We start from the raw sequence: 15498 nt of genomic DNA on the forward strand, positions 1-15498 counted from the left end.
TGATGTCCGGCGGGAGCGGGCCGGCCGGGTGTCCGCTCCGCTTGCCTGCGGTGAATTCGCTCACGCCTCCGCGAGGCTTCCGCTGGGAGGGGGTGCCGCCCGCTGCTGCCGGCGGGTCGTCGCTGCGCGAGCGCCGTGGGTTCGCGGGCCGCCCCCTCACAGGCCGGGTGTCGCGGTGGCTCGTCGCTGCGCGAGCGCCTTCTTCGGGCCCGACGCTTACCGGCTGGGCCTGCCGTTCACCGAGCCGGCCGCTTACGGCCGGGGCGGCCGTTCACCGAGCCTGCCGCTTACGGCCCGGGGCCGCCGCTCACCAGCGGGTTGCGGCCGCTCACCGGCGGGTTCTTGTGGTGCCGGTGAGCGGGGCTCTCAAGGCGTGGTCAGGGCACGAGTGGCCATTCACGCCGTTCGTGCCTGCCGGCCGGAGTGCGGGTCAGCTGGAGAAGAAGGCGACGATGAGGATGGCGATCACCACGGCGGCCGCGGCGGCCACCGCCATCAGGATCAGCATGCCGTTGCGGTTGGCCGGCGTCTGCTTCTCCGGTGGGCCGGCGATGGCGAACAGGTCCGTGCCCAGGCCGTGGCTCTGGCCCGGCTGCTGCTGACCAGGCGGCTGCTGGCCGGGCTGCTGGGGGCCCTGCTGCTGGGCGTTCGGCTGCGAGCCCTGCTGGCCCGGCGGCACGGGGTAGACCTGCTGGCCGGGCGAGGTCGGGATGCGGGTGGTGACCGCCGCGCTCTCCTCGTTCTGCGGCGGCTGCCCGCCCGCGCCCTGGTCCGGCGGCGGGAACGGGCCCTTGGGGCGGGCGATGCTGATCGTCCGCTCGGGGTCGTAGTCCTCTCCGGCGCCGGCCGCACCGCCCTGGGCGGCTGCCTGCGGGGCTCCTGGCGCGTTGCCCTGCGGCTGCGCGGGCCCCTGCGGGCCGGTGCCCGGCACATTCCCGTACGGGCTGCCTGGCGCGTTCCCATGCGGGCCGTTGCCCGGTGCCGTGCCGGGCGCGGTGCCCGGGGCCGGGGTGGCGAAGGCCTGCGGCCGGCCCGGCGGGGGATACGGAGTGTTGATGTGCGGCAACGTCGGCGAGTTCGGGCCGCTCACCGGCACCTGAGGTCCGGATGCGGCCTGCGGGCCCGATGCGGGGCCCCTGCCGCCGGCGGCCGCGGCCGGTCGCTGCCCCGGCCCCTGACCGGGCCCGCCTGGCCCGCCTTGCATGCCCGGGCCCTGACCTCTAGGAACACCCGGTCCTCCCTGGCCGCCCGGCCCCTGTCCGCCGGGTCCGCCCGGGGCGCCCGGTCCGCCGGGGCGTCCGCTCGGGCCTTGCGCGCCTGGGCCACCCGGTGCGCCGGGGCCGCCGTACATGCCGGGTCCGCCAGGAGCGCCGGGAACGGGGGCGCCGGGGCGCTGCACGCCGGGCCCTGCGGGAACGGGCCCGCCAGGGCCCTGAGGTCCTGGCACGGACGGCCCTTGAGGGCCGCGTCCCTGTCCGGCGGGACCCTGCGGCCCGTTGCCGGATCCTGCGGGCGACTTAGCGAACGGGTCGGGCAATGCGGCCTCCTGCGCCTTAAGAGCCTCGGCCGTCAGCGCGGGCATCTCGCTCGTGGGGGTGTCGGCGACCATGCGCAGCAAGGTCTCCGCCTTGGCAGCGGACAGCCGCTGCCGATAGTCCTTGTTCAGCAGCCCGTTCAGCACGGGACGCAGCCGCCCCGCCTGGGTGGGCGGGTCGGCGTTCTCGGTCAGCAGCGCCGCCAGCGTCTCGGCGACCGTGGAGCGCTCGTACGCCGGCCGCCCTTCGACGGCGAAGTACAGCGTCGCGCCGAGCGACCAGACGTCGGACTCGGGCCCGGTGTACTCGCCTCTGGCCCGCTCGGGGGCGGTGTAGCCGGGGGAACCGATGACCATGCCCGTCTTGGTGAGCCGCGAGTCGCCTTCCGCCTTGGCGATGCCGAAGTCGGTCAGCACGACGCGCCCGCTCTCGGTGATGAGCACGTTGGCAGGTTTGACGTCGCGGTGGGTGATGCCCTGGGCGTGGGCGGCGCGCAGCGCGCCGAGCAGGTCGACGCCGATCTCCGCCACCAGCCGGGGCGGCAGCGGCCCCTCCTCCTCGATCACCTGCTCAAGCGAGCGGGCCTCGATGAGCTCCATGATGATCCACGGGCTGTTGTCATGAATGATGACGTCGTGGATCGCGGCCACGGAAGGGTGGTTGATCCGCGAGGCGATGCGTCCTTCGCGGACCATGCGTTCGCGCAGCTCCGCCCGCTGTTCCTCGGTGAGTCCGGGGTCCTGGCGGATTTCCTTGACCGCCACCTCGCGCCCGAGCGCGCGGTCGCGGGCGCGCCACACGGTCCCCATCGTGCCCCGGCCGAGCGGGGCGACGAGCTCGTAGCGCTCCGCGAGCAGGCGTGTCTGCTGTTCCGGCATGAGAAGAAGATATCGATTCTCGCTTGGGAAGTGCTTTACCCTCGCTTGCGAAGTTCTCTTGGCCAGAACCGCCGAGGAAGGAACAACTTTATCACCGTCGCTTTGAAACGAGCATAAGACGACGGCTGCGGCCGCTGTTCGACACGCCTGCGATGGACGCCCTCGCTGCTTTTACGTTCGAGCCTGGGCGAGGGCACGGAGAACGGCGCCGCGGGCGGGTCGGCGCGGTGCAGCCCCCGGTGCGAGGGCCGGCGTACGAAGGGGGCTGGGCGAGGGACGCCGGAATCCTGCCGCCCTGGGACTTGCCCTGCGCCTTGCCCGATGATTTGCCCGATGACCTGTTCGATGACTTGCTGGGCGACTTGCCGCGCGGCAGCGGCTCCTCGGCAGAGCCGCCCGCGGCCACCCTGGCCAGCATCAAAGAGGCGCGTACGGAATCGAGCCTGGTGGCGGGGTCGATCCGCAGCAGCGCGTCGAGCACGGGCGCGAGCGGCCCCGCCTTCGGCATCGGGATCGGCTCGCCGCTGGTGAGCGCGGCGAGCGTGGCGGCGGCCGTACGCCTGCCGCTCAGGCCCCTGCCCTCAACGGCGGTGTAGAGGGTCGCCCCGAGCGACCACAGATCGGCGGCGGGACTGGCCTTGGAGCCGAGCACCCGCTCGGGGGCGATGTAACCGGCGGACCCCAAAACGATGCCCGCCTGGGTGATGGAGACGTCACCTTCGAGTGCGGCCAGCCCGAAGTCGGTGAGTACCGCGCGGTCTTCGGTCACCAGCACGTTGCTCGGCTTGACGTCGCGATGCAGGATGCCCTTGGCGTGCACGGCGCGCAGCGCGCCGAGGATCTGCCGGCCGATCTCGGCGACCCTGCGCGGCTCGAGCGGCCCCTCCTCCTGGATGATCTGCTCCAGCGACTTGGCGTGGAGCAGCTCCATCACGATCCACGGGCGGTCGTCCTCGGTGACCACGTCGAAGACGGTGATGACGGACGGGTGCGCGACCATCGCGGTGGCCCGGCCCTCGCGCTCGGTGCGGGCGCACAGCTCGGCGCGCAGCTCCTCGTCGAGGACCTTGGGCAGCCGCACCTCCTTGACCGCCACGTCCCGGTCGAGCAGCTCGTCATGTGCCCGCCAAACGGTGCCCATGCCGCCACGACCAACCGGCTCAAGAAGCCGATAGCGCGCGGCGAGGAGGTAACCGGAAGGCGCACGCATGGCAGGCAGCTTACCTATTTGTGTAAACCGACCAGTAGAGGCAGGGCCGATTAATTGTTGCGAACTTCAGTCAACCCGTATGACTCGTCGCGTCAGCAAACCCCCTGGTCACATCAGCAACCGGAGGGTCCGGCGGCCTCGCGGCCCGCCTCCGGTAGCCCAGCGTACGCGATCACCTCCCATTCGTCGCCACCGGGGTCCGTGTGGAAGCTTCGCTGACCCGGTGTTTGCCCAGCTTGTACGTCAGATGTGTCGATCGGCACAGCTTGCGGGCGAACGGTTGTGCATGATGCCTGGTAGGGGTCTTTCAGCCGTACGGCAGGCTGGTCGTCATGCACCACGGGGTGCCGTCAGCGAGTTGAAAGAGTGCCGTAAGGAGACGGGGGCAGGGTCAAGGCATAGGAACCCGGCGAAGCGCCCAGGCGTACTCGCGGGAAAGTGTCGGTACCCATCGTCAGACTGGAGCCGTAGGCCGAGGTCCCCGCCACCGCGGACACACCGTGAAGGACGTGATGAAGATGCGACAGAGCCTGGTTCGTCGCCGACCGCGCAAGCCGGTCAGGACCGCCGCTCTCGACCTTCGCACGCCGTCGGGCCGCCGCCTGCCCTACTGACCACTTGCCTGCGGCCCGCTGACAGAGATCATGAAGATAACGATCAGGAGCGCTATCTGAGAGGTGCGCGATGTGCAGTCACTACCCGCCTTGCCCGAGTGCCGACTCGCCCGACCGTGAGCGGGCCCACGTCATCGCGGCCCACCCCGACCAGGGCTGGAGCCTGCTCTGCAACGGTGTCGTGCTGTTCGATGACACCGGCCTGCTGCTTCCCGACGGCAGCGTCGTCGCTCCGCACCGCGCGCCGGTCGCCGCATGAGTGACGCCTGGGTCACCAGGCCAGAGGAGGAACGCGACGCAGAGGCGATCCGCCAGGTGCTGCTCGCCGCGTTCCCGACCGCGCTTGAGGCCGACCTGGTCGACGCGCTGCGTGAAGACGCCGCGTGGATACCCGGCCTGTCGATCGTGACCGAGCACGACGGCACGGTCGTCGGCCACGCGCTGCTCACCCGCTGCCACGTCGGCGACACGCCGGCGCTCGCACTCGCGCCCTGCTCCGTGCTGCCCGCCTACCAGCGGCGAGGCGCCGGCGCCGCGGCCATCACGGCCGCGCTCGACGCCGCCCGCGCGCTCGGCGAGCAACTGGTGCTCGTGCTCGGGCACCCGTCCTACTATCCGCGCTTCGGTTTCGTCCGCGCGTCCATCTACGGCATCCGGGCGCCGTTCGACGCGCCCGACGAGGCGATGATGGCCCTGCCGTTCGGGTCGGGGCCGGTGCCGTCGGGCACGATCACCTATCCCGCGCCGTTCGGCATCGCCGCCTGACCGCCCCGCCGCCGGGGGCGAGCCCCCAGCGGCGGGTCCGGCACGCGCCTCGCGACCGGGCCTCAGCGGCGGCCGATGGTCAGCACGGGGCCGGTGGTGTCGGCGAAGAAGTCCTCACCCTTGTCGTCCACGACGATGAACGCGGGGAAGTCGACGACCTCGATCTTCCAGACCGCCTCCATGCCCAGCTCCGGATACTCCAGCAGCTCCACCTTCTTGATGCAGTCCTGCGCCAGCCGGGCCGCGGGGCCCCCGATGGAGCCGAGGTAGAAGCCGCCGTACTTCTTGCACGCCTCGGTGACCTGCTTGGAGCGGTTGCCCTTGGCCAGCATCACCATGGAGCCGCCGGCCGCCTGGAAGCGATCGACGTAGGAGTCCATGCGCCCGGCGGTGGTCGGCCCGAACGAGCCGGAGGCGTACCCCTCGGCGTCTTGGCGGGACCGGCGTAGTAGACCGCGTGGTCTTTCATGTACTGCGGCATCTCGCCGCCGTTGTCCAGCAGCTCGGCGATCTTGGCGTGCGCGATGTCGCGCGCCACGACGAGCGGGCCGGTGAGCGACAGGCGGGTCTTGACCGGGTACTTCGACAGCTCGGCCAGGATCTCGGGCATCGGCCGGTTGAGGTCGATGCGCACGACGTCGTCGGAGAGCTGCCCGTCGGTGGTGTCGGGCAGGAAGCGAGCCGGGTCGGTCTCGAGCTGCTCCAGGAAGACGCCCTCGGGCGTGATCTTGGCGAGCGCCTGGCGGTCGGCCGAGCAGGAGACGGCGATGGCCACCGGGCAGGACGCGCCGTGGCGGGGCAGGCGGATGACGCGGACGTCGTGGCAGAAGTACTTGCCGCCGAATTGCGCGCCGATGCCGAGCTTCTGGGTCAGCTCGAAGACCTTGGCCTCCATCTCCAGGTCGCGGAAGCCGTGGCCGGAGGCGGAGCCCTCGGTGGGGATGGAGTCGAGGTAGCGGGCGCTGGCGTACTTGGCGGTCTTGAGCGCGTACTCGGCGGAGGTGCCGCCCACGACGACGGCCAGGTGGTACGGCGGGCAGGCCGCGGTGCCCAGCGACCTGATCTTCTCCTCCAGGAAGGCCATCATGCGCTTCTCGTTGAGCACGGCCTTGGTCTCCTGGTACAGGAACGACTTGTTGGCCGAGCCGCCGCCCTTGGCCATGAACAGCAGCTTGTACTCGTCGGGGTGCCCGTGGGGGTCCTCGGCGTACAGCTCGATCTGGGCGGGCAGGTTGTTGCCGGTGTTCTTCTCCTCCCACATGGTCAGCGGGGCCATCTGGGAGTAGCGCAGGTTGAGCTTGGTGTAGGCGTCGTACACGCCGCGCGAGATGTGCTCGGCGTCGCGCCCGTCGGTCAGCACGTGGCGGCCGCGCTTGCCCATGACGATGGCGGTGCCGGTGTCCTGGCACATCGGCAGCACGCCGCCGGCCGAGATGGAGGCGTTCTTCAGCAGGTCGAGGGCGACGAAGCGGTCATTGCCGCTGGACTCGGGGTCATCGATGATCTTCCTGAGCTGGGCGAGGTGCGAGGCGCGCAGGAAATGCGAGATGTCGTGAACGGCGGTCTCGGTCAGCAGCCGCAGCGCCTCGGGATCGACTTCGAGGAACGTCCGCCCGGCCGCTTCGACCTTCCGCACCCCCTCCGAAGTGATCAACCGGTATTCGGTGTCGTCGGCTCCAAGCGGAAGCAGGTCGGTGTAGTCGAACTCGCCCATGTCCATCCTTTCGGTCGCTCCAAGAGATTACGCGCCCTTGAAGCCGGCCAGGGAATGGCTCTACGCAGCTCGACGCCGTTCTACGCCTCCGAAGGCCGGACGGCGGGCTCCTGGCCGCCCGCGCGCGCCGAGGTCAGGCCCACGAGGATGCCGGTGACGACGAGAGCGGCGCCGACCAGGTCGTACGCGGTGGGCATGGCGATGCCGAGCACCGCGCCCGTGACGATCGCCGCCACCGGGATGAGTCCGGCGAACAGCCCGGCCCGCCCCGGGCCCAGCTTGGGCAGCGAGCGGTACCACAGGAAGAACGCGATCACCGTCACCACGATCGCGAGGTAGCCGAGCCCGAGTGCCTCGGGCAGCGTGGGCGTGCGCAGCATGGCGGGGCCCTCGCTCACCCAGCCGACCAGGGCCAGCATGGGCACGGCCAGCGTGGTCGAGTACGCCGAGACGCGGATCGGCCCGAGGCGCGGCAGCAGCGGGATGGCCAGCAGGGAGAAGCTGACCTCGCCGACGAGCGCGCCGAGCGCCCACAGCAGGCTCTCGGTGGTGCCGCTGCCGAGCCCGGTGGCCAGCGTCGCGCCGGTCACCACCACGGCGGCGCCGAACAGCAGCCGGGGCGCGGGGCGGCCGCCGGCCAGCGCGAGCGCCAGCGGCACGGTGCCGAGCACGGTGCCGACCAGCGCGGGGCCGGAGGCGCGGGTGGACTCGATCACGCAGACGTTGAAGAACACCAGGCCGAGCAGGGTGAGCCCGGCCAGGCAGAGCACCTCGCGCCGGGTCATCCGTACGAACCGCAGTCCGAGCGCCCTGGTGATGGCGAGCAGGACGACGGCCGCGACGAGATACCGGACGGCCTGGCCGCCGTAGATGGGGTAAGCGCCGATGAGTCCCGCGACCCCGGCCAGCGTTCCGACGAGGAACATGGCCGTGGCGGCGCCCAGGATGCCGTTTCTCATGCGTGCGATGCTAGGGAGACAATGGTTCGGGAAAACAGTCCAATGTCGCGCCGGAAGACAGGACCATTCGAAGGACCGACATGGCCGACCTCCACATCCGCATAGACCGCGCGAAGGGCGGCATCGCCGGGCAGATCGCCTCCGAGCTGCGCGACTCCATACGCGGCGGGCGGCTCGCACCCGGCACCCGCCTGCCCGCCACCCGCGATCTCGCCGCGGACCTCCAGGTCTCCAGGGGTGTGGTGGTGGAGGCGTACGAGCAGCTCGTCGCCGAGGGTTTCCTGGTCTCCAGGGTCGGCGTCGGCACCCAGGTGACGCCCGCGAACACCCCGCAGCGCGCCGCCGCACCGCCCAGGCCGCAGCCCGTGCGCCGCGGGACGGCGAGCGCCAGTCCCAGCCCCGTTCCCTATCACGGCCATCGCCCCACTTCCCCCGACCTCAGCCACTTCCCCCGTGAACGCTGGCTGGCGGCCGTCAGGCACGTCCTGACCACCGTACCCTCGGACGCCCTCGATTACGGGGACCCCGGCGGCGTGCCTGAGCTGCGCGAGGAGCTGGCCGGCTACCTCAGAAGGGTCAGGGCGGCCGACGTGCGCCCCGAGAACCTCATCGTCGTGAGCGGCGTGGCCCAGGGGCTGAGCCTGGCCCTGCACGTTATGGCGGGGCACGTGATGGCAGGGCACGTCGTCAACGGGCAGCGCCCGTTGCGGCTGGCCGTCGAGGACCCGACGAGCCATCGCCAGGTGCCGCTGATCAAGCGGACGGGCGCGCACGTGCTGCCGGTGCCGGTGGACGAAGAGGGCATCGACGTGCGCCGCGCGGGCGGCGACGCCGTGCTGGTCACACCGGCGCACCAGTTCCCGACCGGGGTGGTGCTGTCGCCGGCGCGCCGGGCCGCGCTCATGGAGTGGGCGTACGCGGGGCGCCGGCTGATCCTGGAGGACGACTACGACGCCGAGTTCCGCTTCGACCGCGACCCCGTCGGCTGCCTGCAGGGCCTCGCGCCCGACCGGGTGATCCTGTGCGGCAGCGTGAGCAAGGCGCTCGCGCCCGGCCTGCGCCTCGGCTGGGTGGCCGCGCCGCCCGACCTGGCCGAGGCCATCCGCAGGGCGCGCGGTGAGCTGGACCTCGGCTCGCCGGTCATCGACCAGTACGCGCTCGCGCACTTCCTGCGTACCGGGGCCTACGACAAGCACCTGCGGCGCATGCGCAGGGAGTACCGCCGCCGCCGCGACGCCCTGGTGAGCGCGCTGGCGGCCGAGCTGCCCGAGGTGCGGGTACGCGGCATCGAGGCCGGGCTGCACGTCTACCTGGAGCTGCCGGACGGCTGGGACGAGCCGCGCACGGTGCGGGCCGCCGCCGAGCTGGGCCTGCTGGTCGAGGCGGTGGGCCCGATGCGGCGGACGCCGGGGCCCGCGGCCGTGGTCATGGGGTTCGCCCGGTTGCCCGCGCACAAGGCGGAGGCGGCCGTACGAGGCTTGAAGGTCAGAATGTCTGGACAAACCTTGACTGACAGAGAGAGGCGTGCCTAGAAAAAGAATCTGATTCCGGAACGAGGGGGAGGACGTCATGCGCGTGGGATTGCTGGGTCTGGGCAGGATCGGCGCCTTCCATGCCGCCACGCTCGCCGCGCACCCGCTGGTCGACGAGCTGATCGTGGCCGATCCCGTACGCACGTCCCCGTACGGCAGGCCGGGCGACCCCTTCGAGGCGGACGCCGTCGTCATCGCCACGCCGACCGGTACCCACGCCGACCTGATCATCGCGGCCTGCGAGCGCGGCATCCCCGCCTTCTGCGAGAAGCCGGTGGCGGGCACGGTCGCCGAGACCGTCAAGGTGCTGGAGTCACGCGGCGACAACCGGGTGCAGATCGGGTTCCAGCGCCGGTTCGACCCCGGTTACGTGGCCGCGGCCGCCGCGCTGCGCGCCGGGGAGCTGGGGGAGCTGCACCGCGTCCACATGGTCACCGCCGACCCCGCGCCGCCGCCCGCCGAATACCTGCCGCTGTCCGGCGGGATCTTCCGCGACTGCCACATCCACGACTTCGACATCCTGCGCTGGGTCACCGGCAGGGAGGTGGTCTCGGTCTACGCGCGCGGGGCCAACCGCGGCGCCGCGGTCTTCGCCGAGGCCGGCGACGTGGACAACAGCGCCGCGCTGCTCACCCTGGACGACGGCACGCTGGCCACGCTCCAGGGCTCGCGCTACAACGGCGGCGGGTACGACGTGCGGATGGAGCTGGCCGGCACCCGGCGCACGCAGGCCGTCGGCCTCAGCCCGCGCGCCCCGTTGCACTCGGCCGAGCAGCCCGAGACCGGCGCCGAGCCCTGGCCCGACTTCGTCACCCGCTTCGAAGCCGCCTACCGCGCCGAGATCGACGCGTTCCTCACCAGCGAGTCCAGCCCGTGCACGATCGAGGACGCGCTCGAGGCCCTGTACGTCGCCGAGGCCGCCGACCTGTCGCTGCGCGAGGGCCGCCCGGTGGAGGTGGCGGAGGTCCGCCGCTGACGCCGGGCCTTCAGGCCGGTCGGGGCGCGGGTCTCGCAGGCCGGCCGGGACGCGGGGTTTTGCAGGCCGGTCGGGATGCGGGGTTTTGCAGGCCGGTCGGGGTGACGGCCGGGAGCGCTGGGCGGGAGCGTGGCCCGGCGCCGTCAGGTGGTGGCGGGGGCGCGTTTCGGCTCGAAGCCGGGCGCGAGCGCGATGATCGCCGCCGCCAGCACCAGCGGCGCCGCGAACGCCACCCGCATGTCCGTCGCGTCCGCGATCCCGCCGACCAGGGCGGCGCCCGCGATGAACCCGACGTAGTTGAAGAGGTTCACCCTGGCGATGGCCACGCCGGTGCCCGCCGGGTCGAGCCGCCCCGCCGCCGAGAACGACTGCGGCGCCACCACCGACAGCCCCACCCCGGTCAGGCCGAACGCGACGATGGCGAGCGGCTGGTTCGGCGCGAGCACGACGCCGAGGAACCCGGCCGTGGCGATCACGCCGCCGATCCGCACGATGGCGGCCGGACCGTAGCGGCGCACCGCCAGGTCGCCCGCGAGGCGGACGGCCAGCGTGGTCGCCTGGTACGCGACGTAGGCCAGCGGGATCACCCGGGGACCCGCCTCCAGCACGTCCTTCATGAACACGGTGTTGAAGTTGGAGACCGCGGCGTCGCCGACGTACAGGAAGCCCATGGCCAGGCAGAGCGGGATGATCGGCCGCCACGGGAAGGGCCCCGCGACCGTCTCCGCCTGCGGCTCGGCCTTCTCCTCCTCGGGGGAGCACAGGTGCCGCCCGGCGTAGAGCGAGCAGGCCACCGCGAGCACCATGGGGGCGGCCATGATGACCGGCAGCGGCAGGCCGGCCGCTGCCGACGCCCACAGCGCGCCGAGCATGCTGAGCGCGCTCCACACGCAGTGGAAGCCGTTCAGCACCTGCATGCCGTAGCGGCGCTCGACGGCCACGCCCTGCATGTTCATGCCCGCGTCCACCGCGCCGACGGCCACGCCGAACAGCAGCAGCACCGGCAGCAGCAGCGGAACGTTCGGGGCCAGCCCGGACAGCACCACGGCGGCGGCCACGGCAGGCTGGGCGATGCGCAGCAGCGGCCTGCTGCCCCAGCGGGCGGCGAACGCGCCGGCCGCCACGCTGCCCGCGCCCGCGAACACCGGTACGACCAGCAGCAGCAACGTCAGGCTGCCCTCGTCGAGATCGTGCTTGGCCTGGAGCGCGGCGACCTGGATGAGGAGCGAGGCGAAGGACAGTCCCTGGACGCCGTAGACGACGTACGTGGCGATGCGGGCCTGGCGATCACGTAAGGACGGCACGGCGGCCTCCTGAATGGGGGGTGTCAAACGTGAGGCTGGGTCAGGTTAGCCCGCTGTCTCCGTCCGGCACCAGCACGAGATCGCCACGGTTACGTGGACGTCTCCATCACCGCCCCGGCCGGTCCGCGTTCGGGCTCGGCCACGTCGATCCGCCGGGCCGCCGCCCACACCCCGAGCGCCAGCAGCGCCGCCACCTCCGTGACCGCCAGCCCGCGTTCCACCAGCCCCAACGGCATGACGCGATACCACGGCAGCCCTTCGGCGGAGGCGTAGAACATCATCGAGGCGATGCCCACCACCCACAGCACCGAGCACACCCCGAACCCGAACGCCACCAGCGTCGCCCGCGACCTGTGCCGGTGCCACGGCCGGGCGATCAGCACCGCGGCCAGCGGCAGGCACAGGAAAGCCACGAAGCTGCCCACCCGGTGAATGCTGCCGCTCAGGCTCGGTCCCACCGACCAGTCGTGCTTTTCAAACCAGGCCGTCACGAACAAGCCCAGGCTCCAGCCCATCAACGCGATGGTGCCGAGCACCCCGGCCAGCCTCTTCCTGGCCAGCGACACGCCGATGGCGATCGACCCCGCCGCAAGCAGTCCCACGCCGAGGCCGAACACCCAGCCGTCCGGCCCCAGCCCGTGCTCGCTGATGGTCCGGCGGAACGGATCCATCTCATCCAGGCTGGAGATGTCCAGGCCCACGATCACTGCTATGCCGGCGCCTGCCGCGCCGAGTCCCCACCGCGCAGGTCGATGCACGCAAGCCTCCCTTTTGCCGGATAAACGACCACAAGGGGTGCCTGGATTCCGAAGAATCGCCGGATAAATCACGTGACGAAACGCCGGGGAAAGCGGGACACGCGCGGCACGCGGCCGTTCGCCGAGGTCATCGGACACCTCACCGTCGAGGACGAGCGAACCGGGCGACCGCCGGATATCGTCGGAGATGTGAACGAACGCGCGGGATCGTGGTTGCCGAAACTGCAGGAAGTCGGGGAGCGGCTGGCCGAAGAGTTCGTGTCCGCCCGCAAGCCGCAGACCCGGAGCGACCTGCCGCAGCCACACGAGCTGCGCGCGTCCGACGCCGATCGTGAGCGCATCGCGCAGGTGCTCCAGGACGCCCACGCCGACGGCCGGCTCCAGCTCGACGAGCTGGAGGAGCGGCTCGGCGTGCTCTACTCCGCCCGCACGCTCGGCGAGCTGGCCGCGCTCACCACCGACCTGCTGCCCGCCGACCAGCAGCCGCTCAACCTCGACGGCCGGCCCGTCTCCGCCATCTTCAAGCAGGAGAAGCGCGGTGGACGCTGGGTGGTGCCCGCCGAGGTCGACGTGACCGCCATGTTCGGCACCACCAAGCTCGACTTCCGCGACGCGATCCTGCAGAACCGCCGCATCGTCATCAACGCCACCCTCGTCTTCGGCGGGCTGGAGATCCACGTGCCCGAAGGGCTCGAGGTGATCAGGGTCGCCAAGGACAAGACCGTACGGCTGACCAAGCAGCCCACCGAGCCCGGCGCGCCCGTCATCGAGGTGCGCACCACGAACTTCGCGGGCGAGATCAAGGTCAAGGAGCCGCCGCGCCGCAAGCGCCGCTGGTGACACTTGGGGTGACGGGGCCGCTCCAGGTCAGCCCGCGGTGTCGAAGTTGATCGCGCTGTACGCCCGCAGCTTCCAGAGCTGATGCTCGCTTTCGATCTTCCTGATCGTGCCGGACCGCCCGCGCATCACCAGCGACTCCGTCACCGCCGAGCCGGCGCGGAACCGTACGCCCTTCATCAGCTCGCCCTGCGTGATGCCCGTCGCGGCGAAGAACACATCGTCGGACTTCACCAGGTCGTTCGTGGTGAGCACCTGGTCGAGGTCGTGACCCGCGTCCACGGCCCTGGAACGCTCGGCGTCGTCGCGCGGCCACAGCTTGCCCTGGATGACGCCGCCCAGGCACTTGAGCGCGCACGCCGCCACGATGCCCTCGGGCGTGCCGCCGATGCCCAGCATCAGGTCGATGCCCGTGCCCTGGCGGGCCGCCATGATCGCGCCGGCCACGTCGCCGTCGGTGATGAACTTGATCCGCGCGCCCGCCTCCCTGATCTCCTTGACCAGCCGCTCGTGGCGGGGCCGGTCGAGCACGACCACGGTCACGTCGGACGGCGAGCAGTGCTTGGCCCTGGCCACCGCGTTGATGTTCTCGGCGACGGGGGCCTCGATGTCCACCACGTCGGCCGCCTCAGGCCCGGTGACCAGCTTCTCCATGTAGAAGACGGCCGACGGGTCGTACATCGAGCCGCGCTCGCTCACCGCGATCACCGACACCGCGTCCGGCATGCCCAGCGCGGTCAGCCGGGTGCCGTCGATCGGGTCGACCGCCACGTCGCAGTCGGGGCCGCTGCCGTCGCCGACGTGCTCGCCGTTGAAGAGCATCGGCGCGTGGTCCTTCTCGCCCTCGCCGATGACGACCACGCCGTTCATCGAGACCGTGTTGATGAGCTGGCGCATGGCGTTCACGGCGGCGCCGTCCGCGCCGTTCTTGTCGCCCCTGCCCACCCACCGGGCAGCCGCCATCGCGGCCGCCTCCGTGACGCGTACGAGCTCCAGCGCCAGGTTGCGATCAGGGGCGTGCTCACTGGTGGCGAGCGCCGGCGGCACGGAAGTCTGGTCGGACATGATGGCTGGCCTCCTCGTGGGACGTCTCCCTCGATCGTAGTTGCCGGTCTATTCCCGGTCGGAGGGGGATAATCTGCAACTTGAGCGCGGAATTTGTGCCATACGCTGTGCGCGCCGAGGATCTCGACTCCAACATGGTGCGTGGCGCCCCCGCCGTGGAGGAGATCCCGTATGAGCGAAGTGACCAGCGACGCCGACGCCGTCGCCCTGCAGCCGCGCATATCCGAGCGCGGTGCGGCCACCCGCAGCTCGCTGCTCGCCGCCGCCCGAGAGGTGTTCATCTCCAAGGGGTTCGCCGAAGCCGGCGTGACCGACGTGGTGGCGAGGGCCGAGGCCAGCGTCGGCAGCCTCTACCACCACTTCTCCGGCAAGGCCGACCTCTACCTCACGCTGTGGGAGGAGTTCCAGGCCCGGCAGACCCAGCGCACCAAGGAGGCCGCCCGCGCGGCCCGCACCGCCGGCGAGGCCGACCCCATGGGCGTGTTCGTCCGCGCCGCCCGCGCGTACCTGGACGGCTGCCTGGAGGAGCGCGAGCTGGCCGCGCTGTTCCTGCGCGGCGACGGGCCGCCCGGGTTCGACGTCATCATGCGCGACCGGCTCCGGCAGTGGGCACAGCGCAACGCCGCGCTCTTCGAGGACGACCGCGCGCTCGTCGTCGTGATCACCGGCGCGCTCGCGGCGGCCGTCTCCGAGGTCGTACGCACCGGCGACCCGCGCCTCGCCGACGACGTTCTCGCCATCATCGGCGGCATCCGCCCGGCCGCTTCGGCGACCGGCCACTCCAGCGGGTAACCTCGCCAGGTGTGCGACGGTTCACCCAAGGTCTCTACGGCTACACGGTAGCCCTCTTCGTCTGCCTCGCGGGGGCCGGGCTCTTCCTCCTGGTCACCCCGCAAAGCCGCGATGAGCACATCCCGCGGCGCGACTACTCCATCACCGTCGCCAACTTCGGCCACAGCGTCCCGTACGGCGTGTGGGCGCCCAAGGAGGACCCGCCCGGCTGGGTGCCCAACAGCAACAGGATCGCCGACGGCGAGAACGGCGCGAAGGTGCTCTACCTCGGCTACGCCACCGCCAAGCGCGAGCACGCCATGTTCGCCCAGAGCAACGAGCAGCCCGCCGCCGGCTTCGCCAGCCGCATGGCCAACAGCGACAAGGCCGTCGGCACCCAGCAGGTCGGCGGCGTCACCTGGGAGCAGCGCTACCGCAAGGACAAGAACCAGCGCTCGCTCGTCCGCATCCTGCCCGACGTCACCCTCGTCATCACCGGCACCGCCGACTGGCCCGAACTCGCCGACCTCGCCGGCCGCCTGCAGCAGCGGCCGGTGGGCTGACGCGTCTAGGCTGGATG

13 protein-coding genes and 1 pseudogene are annotated in these 15498 nt (G+C 71.6%); 7 read left to right on the plus strand and 7 right to left on the minus strand.

Annotated elements, in window-relative coordinates:
- Positions 1 to 430: 430 nt before the first annotated feature.
- Both WBK31_RS40420 and WBK31_RS40425 read right to left on the minus strand, forming a co-directional pair.
- A complete protein-coding gene (locus WBK31_RS40420) occupies positions 431 to 2413 on the minus strand; it encodes a protein kinase domain-containing protein (protein ID WP_406674110.1) in 1983 nt (660 codons plus the stop codon).
- 91 nt (positions 2414 to 2504) lie between these two features.
- Positions 2505 to 3623 carry a serine/threonine-protein kinase gene (locus WBK31_RS40425; RefSeq protein ID WP_406674111.1) on the minus strand — a complete coding sequence of 373 codons (1119 nt, stop codon included), beginning with the start codon at positions 3621 to 3623 and terminating at the stop codon, positions 2505 to 2507.
- A gap of 684 nt (positions 3624 to 4307) precedes the next feature.
- Here WBK31_RS40425 and WBK31_RS40430 point away from each other — a divergent pair.
- A complete protein-coding gene (locus tag WBK31_RS40430) occupies positions 4308 to 4496 on the plus strand; it encodes a DUF5999 family protein (RefSeq protein ID WP_364068841.1) in 189 nt (62 codons plus the stop codon).
- Complete coding sequence (locus WBK31_RS40435) at positions 4493 to 5002, plus strand: N-acetyltransferase (protein ID WP_364068843.1); 510 nt, start codon at positions 4493 to 4495, stop codon at positions 5000 to 5002. The genes WBK31_RS40430 and WBK31_RS40435 overlap by 4 nt, the downstream gene beginning before the upstream one ends.
- A gap of 62 nt (positions 5003 to 5064) precedes the next feature.
- On the opposite strand, the pseudogene WBK31_RS40440 reads toward WBK31_RS40435, so the two are convergent.
- Positions 5065 to 6716 (minus strand): annotated as a pseudogene (locus tag WBK31_RS40440) (fumarate hydratase).
- 80 nt (positions 6717 to 6796) lie between these two features.
- A complete protein-coding gene (locus WBK31_RS40445) occupies positions 6797 to 7675 on the minus strand; it encodes a DMT family transporter (RefSeq protein ID WP_364068847.1) in 879 nt (292 codons plus the stop codon).
- 80 nt (positions 7676 to 7755) lie between these two features.
- Here WBK31_RS40445 and WBK31_RS40450 point away from each other — a divergent pair, with 80 nt between their 5' ends.
- Positions 7756 to 9207 (plus strand): PLP-dependent aminotransferase family protein, encoded by a 1452-nt coding sequence (locus WBK31_RS40450; RefSeq protein WP_406674112.1) that lies wholly within the window; start codon positions 7756 to 7758, stop codon positions 9205 to 9207.
- A 37-nt stretch (positions 9208 to 9244) separates the two neighbouring features.
- Complete coding sequence (locus WBK31_RS40455) at positions 9245 to 10183, plus strand: Gfo/Idh/MocA family oxidoreductase (protein ID WP_364068851.1); 939 nt, start codon at positions 9245 to 9247, stop codon at positions 10181 to 10183.
- Positions 10184 to 10326: 143 nt separating this feature from the next.
- On the opposite strand, the gene WBK31_RS40460 is transcribed toward WBK31_RS40455, so the two are convergent.
- Both WBK31_RS40460 and WBK31_RS40465 read right to left on the minus strand, forming a co-directional pair.
- Entirely contained in the window at positions 10327 to 11487 is a 1161-nt protein-coding gene (locus WBK31_RS40460) for an MFS transporter (protein ID WP_364068853.1), read from the minus strand.
- Positions 11488 to 11576: 89 nt separating this feature from the next.
- Positions 11577 to 12551 (minus strand): DUF998 domain-containing protein, encoded by a 975-nt coding sequence (locus WBK31_RS40465; RefSeq protein WP_406674113.1) that lies wholly within the window; start codon positions 12549 to 12551, stop codon positions 11577 to 11579.
- On the opposite strand from WBK31_RS40465, the gene WBK31_RS40470 reads away from it, so the two are divergent.
- Positions 12459 to 13085, plus strand: coding sequence for a DUF1707 domain-containing protein (locus tag WBK31_RS40470; RefSeq protein WP_406674114.1), 627 nt, complete (start codon positions 12459 to 12461; stop codon positions 13083 to 13085). The genes WBK31_RS40465 and WBK31_RS40470 overlap by 93 nt on opposite strands.
- Positions 13086 to 13112: 27 nt before the next feature.
- Here the strand turns inward: WBK31_RS40470 and glpX are convergent, their stop codons facing one another.
- Entirely contained in the window at positions 13113 to 14147 is a 1035-nt protein-coding gene (glpX, locus tag WBK31_RS40475) for a class II fructose-bisphosphatase (RefSeq protein ID WP_364068859.1), read from the minus strand.
- Between the two features lie 171 nt (positions 14148 to 14318).
- Between glpX and WBK31_RS40480 the strand changes: the two genes are divergently transcribed.
- Together WBK31_RS40480 and WBK31_RS40485 are read left to right on the plus strand one after the other, a co-directional pair.
- Positions 14319 to 14939, plus strand: coding sequence for a TetR/AcrR family transcriptional regulator (locus tag WBK31_RS40480; RefSeq protein ID WP_364068861.1), 621 nt, complete (start codon positions 14319 to 14321; stop codon positions 14937 to 14939).
- A gap of 11 nt (positions 14940 to 14950) precedes the next feature.
- A complete protein-coding gene (locus tag WBK31_RS40485; protein WP_406674115.1) occupies positions 14951 to 15481 on the plus strand; it encodes a DUF4245 domain-containing protein in 531 nt (176 codons plus the stop codon).
- Positions 15482 to 15498: the final 17 nt, after the last annotated feature.

The sequence above is a fragment of the Nonomuraea sp. N2-4H genome (assembly GCF_045291505.1).
Taxonomy (GTDB): domain Bacteria; phylum Actinomycetota; class Actinomycetes; order Streptosporangiales; family Streptosporangiaceae; genus Nonomuraea; species Nonomuraea fastidiosa.

Excerpts from the sequence above, each read along its gene's own strand:
- WBK31_RS40450 (WP_406674112.1), top strand. The coding sequence starts at position 7,756 with ATGGCCGACCTCCACATCCGCATAGACCGCGCGAAGGGCGGCATCGCC.
- WBK31_RS40435 (WP_364068843.1), top strand. The coding sequence starts at position 4,493 with ATGAGTGACGCCTGGGTCACCAGGCCAGAGGAGGAACGCGACGCAGAG.
- glpX (WP_364068859.1), bottom strand. The coding sequence starts at position 14,147 with ATGTCCGACCAGACTTCCGTGCCGCCGGCGCTCGCCACCAGTGAGCAC.
- WBK31_RS40480 (WP_364068861.1), top strand. The coding sequence starts at position 14,319 with ATGAGCGAAGTGACCAGCGACGCCGACGCCGTCGCCCTGCAGCCGCGC.
- WBK31_RS40455 (WP_364068851.1), top strand. The coding sequence starts at position 9,245 with ATGCGCGTGGGATTGCTGGGTCTGGGCAGGATCGGCGCCTTCCATGCC.
- WBK31_RS40445 (WP_364068847.1), bottom strand. The coding sequence starts at position 7,675 with ATGAGAAACGGCATCCTGGGCGCCGCCACGGCCATGTTCCTCGTCGGA.
- WBK31_RS40425 (WP_406674111.1), bottom strand. The coding sequence starts at position 3,623 with ATGCGTGCGCCTTCCGGTTACCTCCTCGCCGCGCGCTATCGGCTTCTT.
- WBK31_RS40430 (WP_364068841.1), top strand. The coding sequence starts at position 4,308 with ATGTGCAGTCACTACCCGCCTTGCCCGAGTGCCGACTCGCCCGACCGT.
- WBK31_RS40420 (WP_406674110.1), bottom strand. The coding sequence starts at position 2,413 with ATGCCGGAACAGCAGACACGCCTGCTCGCGGAGCGCTACGAGCTCGTC.